The sequence below is a fragment of the Flavobacterium psychrophilum DSM 3660 = ATCC 49418 genome, assembly GCF_002217405.1.
Taxonomy (GTDB): Bacteria; Bacteroidota; Bacteroidia; order Flavobacteriales; family Flavobacteriaceae; genus Flavobacterium; species Flavobacterium psychrophilum.
In genome coordinates, this window is record NZ_MUHE01000034.1 from 2,213 (window position 1) to 25,037 (window position 22,825).

Here is a 22,825-nt window from a genome sequence, read left to right on the forward strand (position 1 = left end):
ACAAAAAGATAGACGACAGCGTTCATAAAGAACACTACGACAGAATGCACAAAAAGCTCACACAAAACCCAGAGTATGCCAAGAAAATGGTATGAGTAAGAAGCAAAACCGTAGAACCGGTAATAGGAACATTGGTAAACTTTACCAATATGAAAAGAGTAAACACACGAGGAATAAGAAATGCCAACAAACACGTACTAATGGCATCATTAACCTACAACCTCAAGAAATACTTACGCTTTGTTGTGAAAAAACCAAGTATTTTGACTCAAGTGCTATCCCAAAAAATAGGGAAGAACCAAGCTTTTTTAAAAACGATCCTTTTTAACTTGAAACGTATGTTTTTAAGGCATCAAAATTTTACAACATTGAACTTAACCCAAAAATAAACCTCGCTTAAAATGTTTTGACCCCTATAAAACAAGAGTATTATTCTAAATTTCGATTATTATTTATGCGGTTAATTTTTTCATTAAAATTAGATGTTTATCTTGGTTCCATTTCTCTATTGGGGTAATGCGTCCTAAAAGGCCATGTAGCCTGGTATTATTATAAAAAATCACATATCTTTTTAGTATTAGTTCAATTTCTCCAAAAGTTCTATAATCAACTCTTTGGAACACTTCTTTTTTTAGTATTCCATGATAGGCTTCAATATGCGCATTTTCTTCTGGTGTTGCTACATGGGTAAATTCTTGCTGAACTCCAATAAATCCAAGGTATTCCCGAACACTTTTGGCAATAAATTGGCTTCCATTATCACTTCTTATCACAACATTTTCAGGGTATTGGTATTCTAAAATTAAATCTGAAAGAAAAGCAATTACTTTGTCTTGTTTGATATTGAAAGAGAAAAAATCTTTTAATATTCTGCGAGTATGTACGTCTATTATGGATAGTAAATAAGCATTTTTACCTACGTTTGGAATCCAAACCATCTTAATATCCATTTCTAAACATTCAAAAGGTTTAGTGGTGTTTACTTTTCTATATTTTACAAATTTACGACCAGAACCACTCCTGTTTATTCGGTTTTCTAGTTTCAATAAACCTTCCTCTTTCATAATTCGGTACAGCTTTTTATGATTAATTAAGTAACCTTCTCGTTTTAAATAACAACTCATTAAACGGTAACCGCAGTCAATAAATTCATTACTTAAAATGGATTTAACAGATTCAATAACAACATCTTGACTTACATATCCTTTAGATTCATTAAAAGTAAATTCACTAGGTTTATTACCTTTCTTACCTGAGCCTGGTCTTCGATAATAACTACTTGGAACCATGCCTAACATAGTGATAATTTTGGTTTTACTAATCTTATGTTTACTATAAATATTGTCTACTAAATCTTTCTTGGATCGGATGTTCCAAACTTTTTTTTTAAAAGTTCACGACTTATTTCTAATTCGATTTCCTTGTTAGCTAATAATTTGCGTAGAATTCTGTTTTCTTCCTCAGCTTGCTTTAGCTCTTTACTACTAGTATCATAAGTTACTTTTAAACCAGCTTCTCCCTGCTTCTCATGTTTCTTCTTCCAGCTATACAAAGTGCCAGTGCTAACGCTGTATTTGCGGCAGGTTTCAACAACTCCTAATTCTTCTGAAGAGGATAGGATTTCTAGCTTTTCTTCTAAGCTCCATTTCTTGTATTTCATATCTCAAATGTACTATTTGAAATTTAAAATATCACTCCGATTTATTAAGGGGCTAAAATAGGCTGCACTGGCAAAATTTGATAACAACAAAATAACAATTGAAAATAATTTTCAATTCTAAAGTACCTCATCAATGGAAAATATGAATAACATCACGGTAATTTTTGGAACACTTATCACATTGTTACTCTCTGTTGTCGCTTATTTTATCAAGCAATTACACACCGATTTCAAGAGTATGGAAAAAGATTTGATTGAAGTTAAAACAATGGCTTTGATCATCAAAACCGAGTTCAAAAGTGGTAACGATTTACTCAACCAGAAAGTAGAATATTTAGAAAAAAGAGTAAACAATATTGAATTAACAATTTTAAAAAATCAAGATTATGAAAAATAAAAGTTTGAATGTAGTGGAAAGAATGAATGCTCCAACTCCAAAATGGTTTAAAATTCTTCGCACTGTTGGAATTGCTTTGGCATCCGTTGGCGGAATTATCATCGCCTCGCCTATTGCTTTGCCTGTTGGATTGGTTTCGGCTGCTGGTTATTTGGTTCTTGGTGGTAGTATTATTTCGGTAGTTTCCCAAACTGCTGTAAAATCGGAAGAAGAACCAAAAACAAACCCTTAAAAACGGTTAAAAACCAACTCATTAGCTCCGAATTTCGGAGCTTTTTTTGTTTTTGTCAGTTTCAATTGGTCTTTTGCTTTGCTTTTCTTCGTTTTATTTAAGTGGGTGGTTCATATTGCACTTATGTATTGCTTATATAGCTTTCATTTGTCAATCAAAAACGTATTGGTTTATCAAAAAAAGAAATCCAAGTAAGCCCATAACTTCAAATTCATCTCTTACCATTCCGATAAGACTTCAATTTGAGCTGTTTTTTTTAAACGAATGCCCTTACGGATTCGTCCTTTTGAAATCGGATGTTGTGGGCATTCGTTTGAAAAAAATTGCATCCTATGGGGTTTGGGGAAATGGAAGATTTCCCCAACTGCTCTGACCTAGTGCGCTGGCAGTAGCGAAACAAGTGTGTAGTTTTTTATTTGCTTATTCAGATGTTGATTTATATTTTGTTGTTCTGGCAAATAAAAAACTACACTCTTGTGGGCTTTTTTTGGTTTTGTGGGTTTATAAAATTGCTTAATCTGTAATTCCACTACTGTTGATAAGCAATTTTATAAACTTACAAAAGCAATGCAAATACTTTCCTAGTGCGTTGGCAGAAGCTCGAAGTAAGGGTATTCTTTTTTATTTGCTTACCGTGAACGTTCTGATTGGTTTTCTTGGCTGCTTGATGCGAAATAGTCAATAGAAAGATAAACTTGAATGTTACAGCTATATGTATCCTGGAAACGCTACGCATCAAGCAGACGGAAAGCCAATTGACCTTGATGTTTCTGGCAAATAAAAAAGAATACTCTTACTGGCACTATTGGGGTTGTGTGTATAGAAAATTGCTTTAAACCAAAAAAAACAATAAACTCTAAAAGCAATTTTTATACTCACAATGTCAATATGAAAATACTTCCTATTTCTTTTTATGCGTTCAAATGGTCAGCGTCTGCTTGGTTTCGGAAGAGTTTCTGCGGAAAGATAAAAGTTGTATTTAACGAAAATGTTGTTGCGGAGGTGTACAATTGCTAGTAACGAGCCCCCGCTTTGCGGGGTTTTCGAGAGAGCTTGCTCTCGAAGAAAATCTAGCAAAGCGGGTGATGGAAGAACATCGTGCGAAAGCAACGATGGTTTTTCATCGCCCGCGTAGCGGGGGCTCGATGGAAAAAATTGTCCCGAAGGGCGATTTTTTCCATCGGCTGGCTTTGCGTCTGTTGGGGATTAAAGAGCAACAAACTTTCCGCTACACGAAACAGTACAAAAACAAGACAAACATTCAATTAAACACTATTGCCCCAATAGCGCAAAACCTCCGTTACTAGCAGTTGTTTCTGTTTATTCCTATTTCTCTTTTCAACTAAACAGGAAATTAGCGAAATGAAGCAAACAAAGATGTGAGTTTAGGAATACTTGGACTAAACGAGGATTTTGTGCAGCTGAATGAGATAATGACTGTAACAAAAAGAGCATTTACCTCTTGGCTTTTTTAATTTTGGTTAATATCTTAAAATCAATTATTTAAAGCATTATTTTGGAGCTATTTTGTCGCAAATATTGTATATAATTGCGACAAAAAGCAAAGTTTATTACATTTTTTTTAGAGCGTTGGCAAAGGAGTGGCAACTGAAATGTAGAACGTGCTTTATGCCACAAATCACTTTTTTAAAGATTATGAGTTGATAAAAATATTGTTTTAAATTAAAACATAATTTTGTTTTATATTAAAACATTTTATATATTTGTACCCAATAACTAATCTCACAAAATTATGATTTTTCAAATATCACAAGTTCAAATTGGACAGCGGATTGTTGAGTTAAGAAAGAAAAAACAACTTTCACAGGAAGACTTGGCAAAAATTGTTGGAATATCTAGACCTTCTTTAACTCAAATTGAGTTGGGTAAAAGAAGTTTAAATATTATGGAACTACAAAAGTTTGCTCAAGTTCTTGGTTTTTCGCTTGACGACTTTATGTCAGAGGACTTTACATCAGAAGGTTTGCTTATTTCAGAAGAAACTGAAAAGCCAAAAACTGTAAATGAGAGAATATCAGTACCAACTTTACAAATAGGTAAGTTTAAAAATGTGCTATTGTATATTTTGGAAAGGTGTGCCGGAAAACCAAATGTAGGAGAAACTGTTTTATACAAGCTTTTGTATTTTTCTGATTTTAATTATTATGAATTATACGAAGAGCATCTTACTGGAGCGAATTACAGAAAACTACCTTTTGGACCAGTGCCTCAAAACCTAGATACTATTATTTCTCAAATGATTGATTTTAATCAAATACAACGTGTAAAAACAGAATATCACGGTTATCCTCAAACTCGTTATTTACCATTAGAAAAAGCTGATTTGACAGCATTTAAAGCTAGTGAAAAAGAGATAATTGATAGAGTAATTGAACAAATGAGTGATTGGTCGGCTTCTGCGGTTAGTAATTATTCGCATAAAGACATTCCTTGGATGGCTTCAAAAGATGGAGAAGAAATTAATTACGAATTGGCTTTTTATAGAGAACCTCCTTTTTCTGTAAGAAACTATGAAGAAGAAGTTGAATTATGATTGTATTTGAAGAAATAGATCCATTTAAGAAAGACTTTAAAGGTCTTTTGAAAAAGTATAAGACTTTAAAGGACGACATAGAAGTAGTAAAGAAAGTTTTGGAAATTTTACCTGATGCAAGACCTCCTTTTAGTTTTAGAATTGACAACCTAGGAATTGAAAGCTGTGTTATTAAAGTAAAAAAAATAGCTTGTAAATCGTTAAAAGGAAATGGAGTTAATTCGGGATTGCGTTTAGTTTATGCTTATTTCAAGGATGATAATAAGATTGTTTTTATTGAGATATACCATAAAAATGATAAGGAGAATGAGGACAGAGACCGAATAATGAATTATTTTGAATAATGAAAAAAAATAACCGAAGCAAAAAGGAATAGCGCTTCGGTCGGATGAAATAAAAGTTTGACCGCTCTATATTTCTTCTGCAAAAGTAATAGAATTCTATTTATTACCTAATTATTCCTTGGGTTTTTGACCAAACGCCTCAATATTAAATAGTTTGGTTAGACAAAATCATTAACAGCTATGGCTAAAAATGGTAAAGTTGGAGACGGACATCGTAATGGTGCTGTAAAAGACCGTAGTCAAACTTATAATCCAAAAACGGAGCAGTGGGTAAAGCGTGATGCTGATACTGGTCGTTTTATGGATGTTAAGCAAGATGGTACTCCATTCAAAGGTGTTACTAAAGAGAAGTAACATTAGGTAGCTGACAGAACACGGCTTGGTGTTGTTCGGAATTCTATTAACCAAAAAATTAATTAGATGTACACATTTAATAAAATTAAAACCAGTGAGCAAGCGTCACTATGCCATAACAATAATTGTGTTACTGTTTATGGTGAAACTGCTAAATTTGTCAATAGTGTTGTTGCAGTTGCAACTGTTTCAATTGCCTTGATTTTGATTATAAGGGCATTAAAATAATGTTCTTTAAAAACCAGTTTTGCCTTTGGTAAAACTGGTTTTTTAAATTATGCTCAAATATGTTGTCTTTAATTATATTGGGAATTAACGAAATGAAGCAAACAAAGATGCGAGTTTAGGAATACTTGGACTAAACGAGGATTTTGTGCAGCTGAATGAGATAATGACTTACTTGAAAATATTTTTTTTTACCTTTTCCAATCATACTTTGTAGCATCACAACCGCAACGAATTTTATTAGCTACTGTGTCGTAATTTAACAAACTTACTTTTGGTTTTTTACAAGTTGTTTCTTGACAAATAAATAATTTTTCCAATTCTAAAATATCTGCCCAAAAAGAATTTATATCTCCTATACTTGCATTAATAGGATTGTCGTGAGAAAGAGTATTGCCAAATAATGCAGAACTCTCTATTCTATCTAATAATGGGTATTTTAATTTTAATTCTGCACTTGATTTTTTAATTTCAGACCTAATCGCCATAAGTAACTCATAAGGCATTCTGTGCTCATTAGAATCGTTATATCTGAAACTCAATTTAGCATCAAGATTTAGGGCTATATCTTTTAAACAATGCTCCAAATATTTTCGCATTGGGTTTCCAATATTATCATTATTTCCTTCTGCTAATTGATATAAAATTGATTCTTTTAAATCACTTGGTTTTTCTTTAATGAATGTTCCTTTCTCTTCTGTCCACTTAATCTCATTAACCAACCAGCCTTTGTTCTTTGCCTTTGGACTAATAATATTTGTAAACCATTCCTTTTCGTGGGTTAATATTATAATTTGATGTTTTGAAAATTTATCAAATAATAAATCTGCAAATCTTCGTCTGTGGTTTGAATCAAAACTTGAAATTACATCGTCTAAAATAATAAAATCATTTTCAGTATTAAAAGCATCAACTGAAGCTAAAAAAAATGATAACCCTAAACAATTCAAATGTGATTCGCTAAAATGTTTTAAAGGATTAACTTCCCATTTATCATTATATTTATATTTGATGGTTAGACCATCTAATTCATCATCTTCCCCTTTTGTAATAATTTCAATGTCTTGAAAAGGTTCATCAGGATTCATAAACTGATAATACTCATTAATCTTAACAGAAAAAGAGTTTATAAAATTATCAAGTCCCTGTTTTTGCTGTTTTTCAAACTCATCATAAATTAACTGAAATGATTTTTGCTGATTTTCTAAAATTACTTTTTGCGCTTCAAATTTTTTAATGCTTAAAAAAGCATCTCTAGAAGCTGTAATATTTGAGTATAAAACGGCTGGTGTTTCTCCTTTTTGAGAATCTTGGATTTTGATTATTCTATCATTTATGATTTTAATAAATTCAAAATCATTTTCAACTAATTTGATTATATCCAAAACTGGTAATTTATCTCCCGAAGTTACTTTAATATCAGCGGTATTTTGATAATTATGGATTTTAGTTTTTATTGCAGTTAAACCTTCTTTAACAGTTTGATTATTTTCTTTATCTGCTTGGGTATTATTTAATAAAACATCTAATCTCTTGATTCTTTCAATCGCTATGTCTTTTACACTATTTAAAGCAATTCCGAACTTTACTTTTTTCTGTGAAGATTCTTCGATATTAACTAATCTGATTTTGATTTCAGAAAGTAATTCATCAGAGTTTTTTGTTTGCAAACACAAAGGACAATTATCATCTTTAAGGTATTTACTAGATAAAATTTTTGTTCCAGATTTTAATAATTCTTCGAAAAAAGTTTGTTTTATGGCTTCAACATCATTTGCAATAATTTCGAATTCATTAAAATATTTTGAATATTCATCTTCCAATAATTTTGTTTCACTTTTCAAAAGAGTTAAAGCACTTTTTGAATCTTCAAGAAACTTTAATTCAAATTGTTGATTTGGATCTAGCCCTTTACCCAAAAGCATAAGTAGATTTTTGATATCTTCAAAAGATTTTACTTCAATGCCTGTATTCAGTTTTTTTATTTTGTTGTTGATTGTATCATATAAGTTTTTTTCCTGCGTAGTAGATGCACCAATATTTAGTATCAGTTTTTCCTTTTCATTATTAATAAGTGTCTCAAAATTTTGAGTTTTTAAATTACTCTTTGCATTATTTAAAGATTTCAATAAAACACTTTTTATTTTAGTAACTTCTTCAAATCCAATGATATCAGATAGGTGTTTTAACTTTTCTCCTTTCGGTTTGTCAACGAAATTTCTAATGTATTGGTAACCAGAAATTAAATTTTCTTTTTCTGAATCATCAAGATATTTTTTAAAATCCTCACTTGTATTTGAGATTTTCGTAACTAATTTATTATTTTTTAAAGAGAGAGTTTTCGTTGAATCTAAACTTGCATTTGAGTATAATATAGTAACCTCTGAAGTTTCTGTATCTAGAAGTTTTGCATTCCTAATAGCATCGTTTGTATCAATTTCAGGAGTAGATAAGTGTTTGATTTTATTAGTGTAAAACCATTCAATAGCATCAGAAATACTACTTTTTCCAGTGCCGTTATCGCCATAAAGCAAAATAGATTTTCCGTTTAAAGGCAATTCAATACTGTCTTTTGCTCCTCTGATACCTTTAATTTTAAGGTTATTAATTTTAATTGCCATCTTTTACTGGGAGTTTAGGAAGTTCATTTTTCACATTTACATCAGTAAGTTTACCTTGTGCATACAAGTCAGCTAACATTTTTGCTATGTCTTTATCTACATTTTCGATACTTTCTATATTTTCAAAAAAGTCATCCAATATTTCTTTCCCAGATTTTACCTTGCTTTCCATAGTGTTTTATTTAAAATAATCCCAATCAATTTTAAAACTTGTTGAGAGTGTATTGTTTAGAATTTCAAAACCTGTCTTGTTATTGCAAATTGGATATACGCCAAAATGCTCCACAAAATTTAATAGAAAATAGCTTTCTAAATCTTCTATCCTAAAATGCCAAATGTTTTGAAGCATTTCGAAATTGATATAAGTAAATAAAAGGGGTTCTATTTTTCTATAATTAGTAAGTCCTATATTTTTTGATTTCCCATCAAAATGACCTGATAATCTACTTGCAATACTATTGGTTTTTTTTTCACTCATTCCGATATATAACAATTTTGATTTCTCGAAAGGATATTGAATATCAATAGACTGACTAAAAATAAAGTACAAGCCAGCAATGCCATTTAAAGGTTTTATATTAGCTAATATAAAAGGTTTTGGACTATCAAAAAATATAGTTACTTCGTTACTCATAATTTAATGCTTACTTAAAATTTTTATCATTTAGACATTATTGATTAATATTTAAAATACCTATTTAAAATAAGGATTTACCAAAGCAAATTAGGCTGCAAAACCTCTTCCCATTTGTGCTAACTCATAAAAATGCTGAAATGCTACATCTACTTTTTGAGAAAAAACTAATCGGTCATAACTGGTTTCTGGTAGCAAGCTTCCAAGTACCAATTGGATTTCTCTTTTTACTTTTTCCTGTGTTGCCTTTTCTTTATGCCATTCTTGGATTAGGATTTTATTTTTAACGTCGTATAATTTCTCTAGTAAAGACTTTGCAGCCAATCGAACTGATTTTTCTTCCTCTTTGGTTAATTTGTCTTTTTTTAATAAGTCGAAAAGTTCTTGCTCTTCTTCAGTCATTTCATTTTTAGCAGCTCGATGTTGCTCTTCATTCATTGCTTCGGCTTGTTTAACTAATTCTTCATAAGCTTCTTCAATAGAAATACTACCAGAGTTATAATCATCAATTATCTTTTGAAAGTTTTCTAAAAATGAACCTCTCGTTTTATTTTGAGCCATCATTTGCTTTAACTTAACTTCTAGCAATTCTCTTAAATCGGCAAACTGAATATTTTTGTGCTTTTTATCTGGAAATTCACTTCTTAATAATTCGAAATTCAATTTACTTAAATCAATCTGTTTTGAGGAATCCATCTTGTATTCCAAATTAATTGGTTCTTGTAAATCTCCTTTTCCAACGATACTACTATCTAGTAATTCTTCAATCTTTTTCTTGGCTCTTTCTACTGCTTCGTCCTGATCTACATTTCTGTCGACAACATCTCTTAAATATTGTAAAACATCCCTATTCTTTTTTACGATTGGAAATTCATACACTTCTGGTTTTGCAGAATCATACAACGAAACAATTGTGTTTACAAATAATCCTAATTGTTTTCTATGTTCGTCTTTTGCTAAAATAATATTGGCGTATTCTTGAAACAATTCTATTTCTTTGAATCCTCTTTCTCCCATTGATAGAATTTTATCTACATCAGCTCCCAATTCGTTACAAAACAGCTTTGCTTCAATTATTGCTTGGTCTAATAATGATAATAATTCTTCAAACTCTTTTGCTGGATATTCGTCTTCATTATCTTCGTTGTTTCTGCCTTTAGTTCCTTCTGCATAAGCTGCTAAAGCTATTTTAAGATTTCTAAAAACCCCAAAATAATCTATTACTAAACCATTTTTCTTTCCTTCAATAACCCGATTTGTTCTTGCAATAGTTTGCATTAACGTATGATTTTGTAATGGTTTATCCAAATAGAGTGTTGAAACTGATGGTGCATCAAAACCAGTCATCCACATTGCGGTAACAAAAACAATGCGATAGGTATTGTTTGGGTCTTTGAAATAATCTTCAATGTTACGACCGTCTTCATCTGGGTGATCTATTAGTTGCCTATGGTGTTTTATATTTAAACCGGCTTCACTAAATGTTTTTTCTTCTTCTTTATCACTTCCTTCCTGACTAATCACAACGGCCATTTTGGTTTCTGTCATAAAAGCGATTGCCTTTTCATATCTTGTTTTTAGTTCGGGATTGTTTTCGCTAGCTATTTTCTTTCTTAACTCTTTGATTTCCTCTTTTAAGTGGTATTGCACCTTATCATACATTTTAACCGCTGTGAATTTATCAATGCTAATTACCATTGCTTTCATTGGTCGTCGTCGGTCATCTTCATCAACGACATCTAAACGATATGGAAAATGTTTCACTATATGCTTTGCAATTTCTTCTAATCTATCGTCTCTTCTGACTACATTCAATAAGGTAGAAAACTCTTTATCTAATTTACTTTTTTGTTCTTCAGTAAGGTTTTCATCTTCTAAAATTGCAGCTGCTTCTCCGACTAAATCAGGATTAATTTGTTCTACTCTTGGTACACTTTTTTTATAGAAAATAGGCACCGTTGCTCCATCTTCGATACTTTGAGCAAAATTGTATTCGGATATATAGGAGCCAAACCAATCTTTAGTCAATTCGCTTTTTAATAATGGTGTGCCTGTAAAAGCTATGTATTGAGCGTTTGGTAATGCAATACGCATATTCTCTGCCAAACTCTTGTATTGTGTTCTATGGGCTTCATCCACAATTACAATCCAATCTTTTCTATCCGTTAGTTGTGGATATGTTTTACCGCTTTCTATACCGAATTTAAAAATTAATGTAAAAACATATGCTCTATTGGATTGCAAGTATTCTCGTAGATTTACTTTGTCTTTGGGTCTGAAATAGTTTTCTTTTTGGTCTTTGGTTTCAACAATTGCCTCTGTTTCTAGAAAGTTTCTGTAAATCTGTCCATCCAAATCTTTACGGTCTGTAATGACCAAAAAGGACCAATTTCCTGTAACTTTTCGATGGATTTTTTTGGAGAAAAAAATCATTGAATAAGATTTTCCAGAACCTTGTGTGTGCCAAAATATACCTAACTTTCCTTTGTTGGTATCTTTATTCTGTAAAGCAAGTATCGCATTATTAACCCCTAAATACTGGTGGTTTTTTGCAATGATCTTAACCTTGTTTTTATGGTATAACACAAAGTTTTCAAAATAATCTAATATGTGTTCTTTACAGCAAAGACCTTCCCCAAATATTTTTAGACTTAAATGCTCTCCGGTTCTTTGACTTTCAATTTCGATTTCGTCTTTTGTGGGTTGGTTGTGTGTTATGGCTGTATCGGTTAGTTTTAACCAAGAAAAGAAATGATCCCAAGGTGCATTGAAACTACCAACTCTTGTTTGGATTCCGTTCGACACACACACAAATAAATTATACCAAAACAATTGAGGAATGTCTCGTTTGTAATCCTTTAAGTTTTTATCAAATGCTACTTTTACCTTTTCCGTAGCATTTTTTAATTCAATCATTACCAATGGTAAACCATTGATGTAAAGCAATAAATCGGGTCTTCGGGTAATGTTTTGCGTTTCCTGGTATTCGATACTTAATTGCGAAACTAATAAGAAATCATTTTCTGTCTTCTCGTTAAAGTCAATCACTTTTACATAATCATTTTCTTCACGACCTAATTCGTTTTTATATTCAACCTGTACGCCGTTTTTAATTAATTCATATATTTCTTTGTTTGCTATGATTGGCGTCAGTGTCGCTCTGCTTTTTGTCAGTTCATAAATGGCGTGGTCAATACATTCCGACGGTAAATTTTTATTTAGCTTTTCTAAACTACTTCGTAAACGGTCGAGTAACACTACATCTTTAAGGGTTTCTCTACCCATTAGCTTTTTCTCCCAAGCATCGATGTGCTTGTAGCCCAATTTTTCGGTAAAGAAATTGATGTCGGCTACTTCAATATGTGATTCGTTTAGATATGCCATAGTTTACTATTTAAACTTAATTTTATAACTGTCATTTTCAACAAGAAATTTGGTGTTTTCCAAAAAGCTTTCGTTGTTTGTGTAATTAAATATATTTTTTAAATATTTGAAATTAATATCTTCAGATAAAAGATTGGTTATTAAAAGTATATCGAATGATTTCTCTTTTGAATGTCCAATTTTGACTTCATTTGTACTAATGTTGAATGAATAATTTTTTGTTACTGAACTTTTCACTTCAACAAATCGTGTTTCTTCTCCTTTTTTACATTCAAAATCATAACCTAAACCATCTTTCCCATTAGGAAACCCAGCCTTTATTGCATACTCAGAAACCCATTCAACACTATCAAATTCTTTCTTTAATAATTCAAAAGCAAATTTCTCCCCAATAAAACCAATATCTTCATTTTTGTATTTTTTAGATTTTCCATTAAAAGATTGCCCAGTTGAACTATTTCCTTTTCCATTATTATTTGCCTCAGGAGCTTTTGTAGGATCATAATGTTCCATTTTGAAATCATTATTTTTTACTTGCTCTTCGATAAAATCTAATAAATCATTTACGTTATTGTCTGAAAAAGCAACCGAAGTATTAGCAATATTTATTTGTAACTCACCCTCATCTCTGGTTAAAGTATTGAATTTTTGAATCAAATCTATTTTTAAATTTTCAACCTCATTAAAAAAAACAGCATTTTTAAATGCAGTATCATATTTATTATCATTGAAAATAGTATCATTAAAATTAGGTAGTAATCTCAAATCAGATTCTAATGCCTTGATATTTTTATTATATATTGCCTCTAAGTCAATTTTTAATATATCTTCAATAGCAGGATAATTTATACCTGCAAAGCTTTTTGAAATTGCCAATTTATGCGCTTTTTTGATCTCAAAATTAATTGAGTTACTGACTGTAAAGGAATTGAATTTAGCAACCTGCTCACATTTTTCTATAAAACCATTCGATTGCTTCTTGTTGTATAAAAAGGAAGCGTATTTTTCTGAAAAAACCTTATGGTATGTGTATAATTGATTGTCTAAATAACTTTCAAAGTTTAAAATTTTATAGCTAAATGCATTAAAATCAGATAAATCGATTTTTATGTATTTGAATATTTTTTGGATGTATAAGAAGTTTTTACGGTCTGAAAGATTATTGTAATCTAATTTTCTAAATATTTCAAAAAACTCATCTTTACCTAATTTTACAAATAATTTACTGTGAATAAAGTCACTATTTAAATCTATTTCTGATTTGAATTTTATTTCTTTTATATCCAATATTAGTTTCCAAAACCTTTGTTCTGATGATAAAACTCCTTCAAACTTTCCTATGATTTCTTTTTCAATAGTTTCATAATCTTCAAACTCTCTTTTTAAAAGATGAATCCAATTGGAAGGACTTTCGCCCAATAATAAAATAAAATCTTTTCTGTTTTCAGTAACTTTTAAAGCACCACAAATAATGTCGGCAATGGTTTCTTTTAATCTATAATCCTTTTTTAATTCTTGATAATTGGAATTATCACGGTCTAATTTGATGTAAAATATTTTTGAAACATCGTCTTGGATGTATTCGTATTTGTTTAATGCTAAATCATTATCTACGCCATTTAATCGGTACTTTACATCAATATTAAACGCTATAATAATCTTGATGTTTTTTATTGCAGATAGTTCAAAATCTAATTGTGTTTTTTTCAATCCTTTTTGAAAACGGTATGCAAATAAATGAGGTTTCATTTCATTTAACTCGCCAACAAAAGCTTCATTGAGTTTATGATTGGACTCAATATTTTTCTGAACATTAAATTTGATGTAATCTAACGGCTGAACACCAAACAAACTATAAATTCTTTGATTTCCTGCCCTATGCGGCAACTTGGCAATCTTTAATTTCTTCAATAACTCCTGACTGAAATTTGGATTGTCAACATAGGTTACTTCATTAATGGGAGCAAAACTATTCTTACCTTCAAAATAAGCATAAATGTTACCTGTTTCAAAATATTTTTTCCTTTCGATACTATCTTCAATAACTTCTCTATTTTTAGTAGCTTCGATAATAGCCATATAAAAACTTTGAATATTGCTTGTCGCTTCTGAAAAATGTGTGTTGTGTTGGTTCAATAAAGAATAAAGCGATTGAATAGTTAAATCTTTCAAACTATCTTTTAATCCTATTCTTTTTAAAAAATAATCTATTTGTTCTTCATCTATATTATTTTTAATAAAAGATGCAGCAGTGTAATTTATTTTTGGTGTTTTGACTAATGGACTTAAATTATTACTATCAAGCAAACAATTACTAGGTCTTGATTTTTCGCCATTTTCTACTGGTATAAACTCTTTTTTTTGTAAAAAGTAATAAATAAATGACTTATGATGAATGTGTGGAATGTTTCTAAGGTATTGTTTTTTTGGGTATTCAAAAGTAAAATTACTTTGAGGATTTTCTTGATTTCTGATAATAGAACTATATAATTCATTATCTTTTAAAAACCAAGTTAATAATATTTCAAATGATGCACCGTTCACAATTTCTTCAAAATGTTCATACCAAAGCACATTAGATCTAAAATTCCAACACGTTTTCATTTCTTCTAAATTTACAATCACATCATTGAAAGTAGGTGTAGTAAATGGATATTTAATTGATGAAATAATATTTCGAATGTAGCTGTCGTCTTTATAGCGATAACTTGTAATCTCTTTTTTAATCTTCTTTGGAAAATCAGCAATACCAAGCCATTTTAAGTATTTTTCAACAGAATAATTTGACATTAAATCTTCTGATTCTGGTCGTCCTCCTATTAATCCATTTTGTTCTAAACTACCCACAAAAACATCTTCTTTGACCTCATTCAGTAAATCTTCCATTAAATATCCTAAAGCATATTCTTTACCGAAATATAATTTATTTGCTTCTTTTAACTCATTATTTCTTGTAAATAAATATGGTGAAGTTAATGTAACTGGAAAGGTGTTTTTAGTATCTGTATTATCATCTAATGAGTTGTAAATACTAAATAAAGCCCTGTGCATTTCCGCAATTGCATTGACTTTATCTTTTTTTCCTATTCTAATAATTTCATTTGTACTCGAAATAATTTTTTGAACCACTACATTCATCGCATATTCTGCCACATTGTATAGATTCAGTTTTTCAATAACTTGACGTGGAGGAATATTACCAAATCGAGATCTAATTCTTCTGTACAAATCTTGGTTTAAGAATTGTAATTTAATTCCTTTAGGAAGTTTGTAAGTAACCTCTTTTGGAGGCACAATTACCGTATCAAAGCTTTTGATTCTTTTATCTTCGGAATTAATAAGTAAAAATGGTAATGTTGGACTTTTACCACTATAGATCTCTTTTGTTTTTTCGCAAACTAAATAAATCCAATCGATACGTTGTTTTTCAGTTAAAAAATCATTGTCAATAATTTGATTGATTTTATTGGTAAACTCACTATCTGGATATTTTAAATTAATTTTTAGAGTTGATAGATAATAGATAATCTCTTTATCAGATGTTGCTTGTAAAAGCGAAGTGAAATGTAAATAAGCCTTCTTAGGAATACTATTTTTAATCGGTAATTCATAAAACTTTATGTTTTCTGAAAGCTTTAAATATTTGTTGTTTATTGAGGGAAAAATAGGAGTATCACTAATAGAAACTTCAATAGCTTTATTGAAATTCCAAGGAGCGTTATTCAAACTGCTATTATTTGTAATAGATGGGATTATAAGTTTTAACGCGTCATAATTACACTTATTTTCTTTGGTAAGCTTAATAGAACAATCCACTAACAACTTTGCTAATTTGTCTAGTAGCATTTTATTAAATCCGTTTTCGTCTTCAATTAATTGGTTTCGATTTCCGGTTAATTCAAAAGAACCGTGAGCCAAAACTGGGTAAGGAAAATCAACATCGGTTCTAAAATAAGAAAAGAGTTTTTGTATTGATGGTTTTGTATTGGGGTTGTAAGCAATTTTTAGTTCATAGTTTTTGGTGACTTCATTGTTTGTTAGTTTTCCTTTTTCTTCGGAAGTAAACCACAAGCAACTGTCGTTATTTTGCTCGTCTAAAAAATCTGTTTTGGTAATAAGAATTCCATTATCTTTAGCTTCTTTTTTTAATAGAAAATGGTGTTCATCAGTTTGAACCTCAATTTCTTCCAGCTTGTTTAAAAAGATTAATATTTCTGGAATAATGTCTTTGTCAATCTGATTTTTAATGTCTTGACCGATACCTTCCTTTAAACTTAATTCTATTACAGTATCATAATCGATTTCTTTTTTATGATTGTTGTCTTCTTCCAGGTAAGGACAGCGCAAGACTGAAATTGAAAACGACTTTTTCGTTTTTCTTTTTAAAACAGTTTGAATTTCGGGATTTTCATCTATTAATCCCTCAAGAAAAGTTCTGGCGTGTTGTTTAGAAAATTTTAAGTGCAAGTCATAACTGGCAATGTAAATTTCTTCGGACCAGTTAAGTACCGAACGAAAACCAAGTCCTTTTTGACCTACTTTGTTTTCTTCCATTACTTTTGGGCTCAAATCACTATAAATTAGCGATTCTACGCCACCAATAGAAAACGGATTACCATTGTTAGCAATTAGTAAAGTGTTGTTTTCTAAAGTTATTTTAACCTTTTTAGGTTTGGCAGTATCGCTTTCGTCGTTTGCATTTTGAATCATTTCCAGCAACTGACGACCATTATATTCATCAATGATTTTATTTTCATTGTTGAAATGTTCTACAATAAGCAGTGGGTCTTTGATATAAATATCCCTTCTTTTAGCAATTAAATCTAAAATATCCTGATTGGCTATCGTAAGAACATTTGATACTTCCATTCTATTTGGTTCTATTTTGTTTTTTAATAGTTTTCTCTTGGTTCTGCAACCATTGTTAATTCTTCTTCACCCAAATGCTCTATACTTAACTTACCACTGATTAATCGTGGCAATAACAAATCACGAGTTTCTTGGAGAACTTGGTTTTTCTTATTTAAAGTAATTATCTCACTTAAAAAGGCTGAAGTTGATTTACCAAATTTTTCTATTACACTTAAAGATGGTTCAACTAATTTTATATTATGAAATCCCTCATTAGTTAATGAAACTTGCGTAGCACCATTTGCAAATACATCTTTGTAATTATGAAATGTGTCACTTTTTATTAGCCAAAACAAATAAGGTAATGTTTCTTCATTTAATGCTTTTAATCCCAAAAAGCCACTTGTTAAAGCTAATTCATCAATAAGCTCTTTATTCGTTTTAGAAAAAACCAAAACTTTATAAGTATTACTCATTCTAGCAAAAAAGACTGAATTTAATTCTGGTACTAATTGTGCTCTTGATGGTTTGTTTTCCCAATCAATAACTTCACCCTGTCCTGTAATATTAATATCAGTAACATCAGCTGTAGCAATATATGTTTTAGTGTCGTTAAACTTTTTCAGTTTGGCTTTTGACATACTAAAAGATAAAAACTCATCAATTGGTTTTTTTATCCAACATTCAGGTAATCCATCTACTTGTTTTATATTTTCATAACCTGGAAAACGCAAACGCACAAACCATTCTTTATAAATTTCTTCTGCCATTTCTTCTAATAGCTTGATGCGTTGTTTGTTGTTTTCAATCAATTCATCGTAAGCAGATAGGATGGAAGCGATTATATTTTGGATGGGAAGTGCTGGAAGAAGGATTTTGAATTCTTTGATAGTTTTTCCATTTAAATTTTGTTGAGATCCTCCACTTTTTAATGCAACTAAATCATTGTAACTACCTTTAAGAAAAAAGTATAAATATTGATAATTACAAATTTTAGAATTTACAACAAGATTGCAACACGCTTGATTGGTTGAAAGCGGAATTTTATTTATAGCAACATTTCCTGCTGTTCCTCCATCGCCATACATCGCTATAATTATACTATTTGCAGGAATTAATTTTGCCGAAGAGTTTTTTAGCGCTTCTTGTGTTATATGTGTTTCTGTATTATAAATATATCCTTTGTGAATTTCACCAGTTTTCATCCACGGAATAGTTCCATTGTCATAATATTGTAAATTAGTCGCTTTAGGAGTGCCACCAGATGTGATGTATAAACACAAATCATCTATTTTATATTCCGTAAAAATCATTCAGTTAATTGTATTAAGTTTTCCAAAATAATTCCTTCTAAATAAGTTGATTTGTTAATGAGTTCTTTTAATTTATTGTTATTATTTCTAATAACTATTTTAAATTCTTCCCTTGTGAAGCCATCATTATCAGCATCAATCCCAACATACCTCCCCGCATTCATCGAATAATCTTGCTCTTCAACATATTCTGTTTTGTCTGCTACTCTGCATAAACCAACCACATCGGCATATTTTGCTTTTGGAAAACGGCTTTGCAACCAGTCAATATTAGTTTGGTAATACACCACTTCATCAATGCTGTTTTTCCAGTTTTGTTGCAGTTCTTCAATTTGTTTTACACCATTTAAGCCTAAACCTGTCCAATCTTTATCATTTTTTACTTTGATTTGTTTGTCGGCAATTGCTAATACTTCTAGCAATGCTTCTTTGCTTGTTTTTAGAGCAGTTTCTATTTCTTGTACTTGGGCGTTGTAAACGGATAATTCTTTGGAATAGGATAGTTGCTGTTCGTTGGATGTGATTGCTTCGTTCTTCGCAATGACTGGTAATGGTAGATTTGGTAATGATAAACTGGTTATCTTATCAAGTAAACCACTTTCTGTGATTTTTTTGAATGCTTCTGCTTTATGTTTGGTTTTACTATCTCTTGAATAATGCTGTAAATTAATTATCGTACTTTTTAAAATAGTAAAATAATCATTGAAAGCTGTCGGAACTTTTACCATAGCTTCGTTGGCTTGGTTGATGTACTGACCAACTAATTCCAGATAGCGTTCATTTTCTCCACGGTATAAACGTACAATTGCAGTAAGGTTTTGAATGTGTTCTTCTTTCCATTCGCGGTGTGCTCGGTCTCTTTGATGATAGGTATTTCGAGCATCAATGAATAAAATTTTATCTTTTCTCTCTGTGTTAATTTTTTGCTTGTCAAAAAACCAGAGCGTTGCAGGTAGTGTAACGGTTAAAAACATATTTGATGGCATAGAAACCATACAATCTACAATGCCGCTATCGACCACTTTTTTACGAATTTCATATTCTGAATTTCCTGCATCAGAAGCCGAATTAGGCATAACAAAACCAGCTCTTCCTTTATCGTTTAATGATGTAGCAAACAATGAAATCCAGAGGTAATTGGCATCGGTAATGCTGTCGTTGGTGTTTTTGCCTTTGTTTTTTGGCAAGCCGTATTTGTAGAAACGTTCGTCGTTTTTAACCGTACTTTCTTTTACTGATTTTACATTAAACGGTGGATTAGCCATTACAAAATCGAACTTCCCTAAACCCTCATAAGGGTCATTTTCGTAAGAGTTGGTTTCGGTAATTTCTCCACGAATGTTGTTTACCATTAAGTTCATCTTTGCCAATCGTGCCGTTTCGCCCATATATTCTTGTCCGTACACATAAATATCACTCAAATCGTGTTTGGCTTCTTTAACGAAAGTTGCACTTTGAACAAACATACCACCTGAACCACAAGCTGGATCGTATATCTTTCCGGCATACGGTTCAATGACTTCTACAATAAAACGTACCACAGAAGTTGGAGTAAAAAATTCACCGCCTTTTTGCCCTTCGCTCATTGCGAATTCGCCCAAGAAGAATTCATATATCTTACCAAAAATATCTCCTGTTGCATTTTTAGGAATGTCGGAGAATGTCTTGAGTAATTGTGGTAGTATATCGGCTTTCTTTTTTTCTATTTCAAAGTAGGCTTCTTTTGGCAAAACATCCTTGAATTTATCGTCTTGGTATTTCTCGATGCCTTCCATTGCTTCGCGCAGTTTTTTAGCCAAGCTTTCGTCTCCAGGAAGATTTAGCAAAAAATCATATCGGGCAAAGTCAGGTAAATAAAATCCACATTTTGATAATGCTATAGAATGGATTGGTCTTTCTAATCGTGTGCCTTTTTCAGCTTCGTATTCTTTAAGAATTTCTGGCTCGTAGTGGCTGTATTTATTTTCTGCAAATCGTAGAAAAATAAGTCCTAGAACTGGCACTGCATAATCGGCAGCTTTTAGTCCGCCATAAGCACGGAGTGAGTTTGCAGAATCCCAAAGGTCTTTTTCTAGTTTTTTGAGTTGTTCGTTTGTCATTATTGTTTAAAAATAGTATTTAAAAACAAAGTTATCTACCTAACTCTTTGTTAAATGAGACCAACTTTATTTTTTAGATTTTATAATTTGTGCAGGTATTTTATTTTCTGTTTTTACTATCTGTTGTAGCAGATTTTGTACAATCAACAAACATACAAAAAAGCAATGGAATGTAAAAGAGCGAAAACAAGTTTAGGGTAAGGTTGGTACCCTAATTTGAGATAAAAGATTTTTTATTTTTTTAGCATAAAAAAAACGGATTTATATGGCTGTATGAGTGCAAACTGGAACTACTACTTTACTAATTTGCTTTGTTATGGTCTTATATTACCCGATTGTTTGACAAGAAAAAAAATAAAAAATGTTTGTGCCGTTTTTTGGGTACCAACCTTACCCTATAAAAACAAAGAATTTTGAAGCAAATAAAAGTAAAAAACATAAAAAAAGTGGAAACGTTAGTTTTCCACTTTTTTAAGCGATTTTTGTGTGCTGTTTTTAATGTTTAATTTTTCAATTATTCTTGAATTTCTCTGTTGCTATAATCTACTTCTTCATAGCTGTTTTCTTTAACTGCATAAACAAATAATCCATTTTTTTTAAGTCTTATAAAATTATGTTTTTTTAGTGCTTTCCCCAGCTTGTTAATTGTATTATCATTAATGTTGATTTTTGTTCTATCGACTAATTTTGAAGCTATTTGCGAAGCATTTAAAAACGTTTGCGCATTTTCTACCTCGCAAGGTTCAAACCACGTTAAAAGCAGTTCTTCTTCTGGACTTCGGAGTTGGTATTGTTCATTATTCTCGGTTATTGATTTTATTTCTTCCTGGTCAAACCAAAACCTGAAACCACTTTTGAAAAGAAATAAAGCTTGTGAAAATGCCATATTAATATCTACATTGTGCTGGTATTTTATGCCCTCCAATTCAAAACAAAGAAACCTTCTGCTTCCTGTACTATCGTTTAAGAACTGGGCTGTATTGACACTTCCGGCAAACGATGCCCTTCTGGGCATTGTTTCGTTATTGTGTCCGTAAGCTTTTCGCATTCTGATTTGGGTTTTTGTAATGATTTCTTTTAGTGATCCAATTTCTGAACGGTTTAGGTTTTCGAGTTCGTCTAAATTAATTAACATACATTCAGCTAGTTGTACCAACGTATCTTTATTGTTTGGGTTTATGGTTCCAGAAAATAAATACTCTTTCAAAGGTTTTGGAACTAACTTTTCAACCCACGTTGTTTTTCCTAATCCTTGTTTACCGCTAAAGACAATAACGGTGTGATTTATTACCTTTTCATCGAGAACGCAACCAACCATTGCAACTAACCATTTTTTGAAACATTGTTGCCAAAGGTCTTGTTTTGTAGTTGTGATTGTGTTGGCTAATTCAGTAATGTAGTCGGTTTTTTCATCGTAAGTAGGTAAATTGAAAAAGTAATCTTCAAATGGATTGAAAAGCTCACAAAAATCAGAATAAAGCAAGTTTCGTAATGAAGATAGATTTGTTTTAATTCGACCTTTTAAACACTCCCGAAGCATTGAATTTTCAATAAAATCATTCATAACATTCCACTTCTTTTTACCGAAATATTGGAACTCTAACTTGCCTGAAACGATATTGTGCCGAAATACATATTTGTTTGATAAAAACAACTCTAAACGGTCTATTTGAGTTGGTTTTGGTTTGTCTTCGTCGTCTTCATCATCTAAAATAGTTGTTGGTTTTGGGGTTTTAGGTGTTGTTTTTTTAGCTGTTTCAAATTTCTCATTTTTACCAAACTCGTGAATGTTTCCATAGGCACTATTTACTGCTTGTGTTACTTCTTTTTCATCATATCCAAAATCGGTTAGAATATATCCCAAAGCTTCGTGAAGCGAAACACCTTTACGGTTTAAATTATTCGCTAATTGATAAACGAATACATTTCGACTGCCCTCCACAAATTGCACTTTTTTTTCAGTGAACTTTATGCAGTGGTTGTAAATTACATCTGTGTTTTCGACTGGTTCTGGTTGAGTTTCTTTGACTGTGTTCGGGATGACAATCTCGGGAATTTCGACTGGAATTGTTGTAACAAAAACGGAAGCATTATCATTTATATATAGATTTTCATCTGAAGAATAGAAACATAATCTAGTTAACCCGTTGGGTGTAA

Annotated in this window: 17 protein-coding genes and 1 pseudogene; 8 read left to right on the forward strand and 10 right to left on the reverse strand. The window is 31.0% G+C overall.

What is annotated here, in order from left to right; all coding sequences use genetic code 11:
- A pseudogene (locus tag B0A57_RS12495) lies at positions 1-333 on the forward strand (transposase); the annotation flags it as partial.
- A gap of 119 nt (positions 334-452) precedes the next feature.
- Here B0A57_RS12495 and B0A57_RS09500 read toward each other — a convergent pair.
- Positions 453-1,370: an IS3 family transposase gene (locus tag B0A57_RS09500; RefSeq protein ID WP_317044342.1), complete on the reverse strand. Its 918-nt coding sequence runs from the start codon at positions 1,368-1,370 to the stop codon at positions 453-455.
- Positions 1,349-1,660 (reverse strand): transposase, encoded by a 312-nt coding sequence (locus B0A57_RS09505; RefSeq protein WP_016361983.1) that lies wholly within the window; start codon positions 1,658-1,660, stop codon positions 1,349-1,351. The genes B0A57_RS09500 and B0A57_RS09505 overlap by 22 nt, the downstream gene beginning before the upstream one ends.
- 142 nt (positions 1,661-1,802) lie before the next feature.
- Here B0A57_RS09505 and B0A57_RS09510 point away from each other — a divergent pair, with 142 nt between their 5' ends.
- From B0A57_RS09510 to B0A57_RS12250, 7 genes are all read left to right on the forward strand, one after another.
- Positions 1,803-2,057, forward strand: coding sequence for a hypothetical protein (locus B0A57_RS09510; RefSeq protein ID WP_207758882.1), 255 nt, complete (start codon positions 1,803-1,805; stop codon positions 2,055-2,057).
- Complete coding sequence (locus B0A57_RS09515) at positions 2,047-2,289, forward strand: hypothetical protein (protein ID WP_038466526.1); 243 nt, start codon at positions 2,047-2,049, stop codon at positions 2,287-2,289. Before B0A57_RS09510 ends, B0A57_RS09515 begins: the two co-directional genes overlap by 11 nt.
- 1,085 nt (positions 2,290-3,374) lie before the next feature.
- A complete protein-coding gene (locus tag B0A57_RS12155) occupies positions 3,375-3,596 on the forward strand; it encodes a hypothetical protein (protein WP_123960885.1) in 222 nt (73 codons plus the stop codon).
- A 446-nt stretch (positions 3,597-4,042) separates the two neighbouring features.
- Complete coding sequence (locus B0A57_RS09525) at positions 4,043-4,843, forward strand: type II toxin-antitoxin system antitoxin SocA domain-containing protein (protein WP_038466524.1); 801 nt, start codon at positions 4,043-4,045, stop codon at positions 4,841-4,843.
- Positions 4,840-5,187 (forward strand): hypothetical protein, encoded by a 348-nt coding sequence (locus B0A57_RS09530; RefSeq protein ID WP_038466521.1) that lies wholly within the window; start codon positions 4,840-4,842, stop codon positions 5,185-5,187. The genes B0A57_RS09525 and B0A57_RS09530 overlap by 4 nt, the downstream gene beginning before the upstream one ends.
- A gap of 180 nt (positions 5,188-5,367) precedes the next feature.
- The gene (locus B0A57_RS12245) at positions 5,368-5,541 is read left to right on the forward strand and encodes a hypothetical protein (protein WP_086440623.1); all 174 of its coding nucleotides are present in this window, start codon (positions 5,368-5,370) and stop codon (positions 5,539-5,541) included.
- A gap of 66 nt (positions 5,542-5,607) precedes the next feature.
- Positions 5,608-5,769, forward strand: coding sequence for a hypothetical protein (locus B0A57_RS12250; protein WP_158409052.1), 162 nt, complete (start codon positions 5,608-5,610; stop codon positions 5,767-5,769).
- A 188-nt stretch (positions 5,770-5,957) separates the two neighbouring features.
- Here B0A57_RS12250 and B0A57_RS09540 read toward each other — a convergent pair whose 3' ends face one another.
- The 8 genes from B0A57_RS09540 to B0A57_RS09575 form a co-directional block, all read right to left on the reverse strand.
- On the reverse strand, positions 5,958-8,387 hold the full coding sequence (locus B0A57_RS09540; protein WP_038466518.1) for a hypothetical protein: 2,430 nt from the start codon (positions 8,385-8,387) through the stop codon (positions 5,958-5,960).
- The gene (locus B0A57_RS09545) at positions 8,377-8,559 is read right to left on the reverse strand and encodes a hypothetical protein (RefSeq protein WP_038466515.1); all 183 of its coding nucleotides are present in this window, start codon (positions 8,557-8,559) and stop codon (positions 8,377-8,379) included. The genes B0A57_RS09540 and B0A57_RS09545 overlap by 11 nt, the downstream gene beginning before the upstream one ends.
- Before the next feature lie 6 nt (positions 8,560-8,565).
- Entirely contained in the window at positions 8,566-9,021 is a 456-nt protein-coding gene (locus B0A57_RS09550) for a hypothetical protein (protein ID WP_038466512.1), read from the reverse strand.
- A 90-nt stretch (positions 9,022-9,111) separates the two neighbouring features.
- A complete protein-coding gene (locus B0A57_RS09555; protein ID WP_038466509.1) occupies positions 9,112-12,405 on the reverse strand; it encodes a type I restriction endonuclease subunit R in 3,294 nt (1,097 codons plus the stop codon).
- Positions 12,406-12,411: 6 nt separating this feature from the next.
- Positions 12,412-17,274 (reverse strand): sacsin N-terminal ATP-binding-like domain-containing protein, encoded by a 4,863-nt coding sequence (locus B0A57_RS09560; RefSeq protein ID WP_038466504.1) that lies wholly within the window; start codon positions 17,272-17,274, stop codon positions 12,412-12,414.
- Between the two features lie 23 nt (positions 17,275-17,297).
- Entirely contained in the window at positions 17,298-18,569 is a 1,272-nt protein-coding gene (locus B0A57_RS09565) for a restriction endonuclease subunit S (protein ID WP_074460308.1), read from the reverse strand.
- Positions 18,566-20,668, reverse strand: coding sequence for a type I restriction-modification system subunit M (locus B0A57_RS09570; RefSeq protein WP_038466501.1), 2,103 nt, complete (start codon positions 20,666-20,668; stop codon positions 18,566-18,568). The genes B0A57_RS09565 and B0A57_RS09570 overlap by 4 nt, the downstream gene beginning before the upstream one ends.
- Positions 20,669-21,182: 514 nt before the next feature.
- Positions 21,183-22,825 (reverse strand): virulence-associated E family protein (locus B0A57_RS09575; protein ID WP_089081999.1); only part of this gene is annotated, 1,643 nt, incomplete at its 5' end.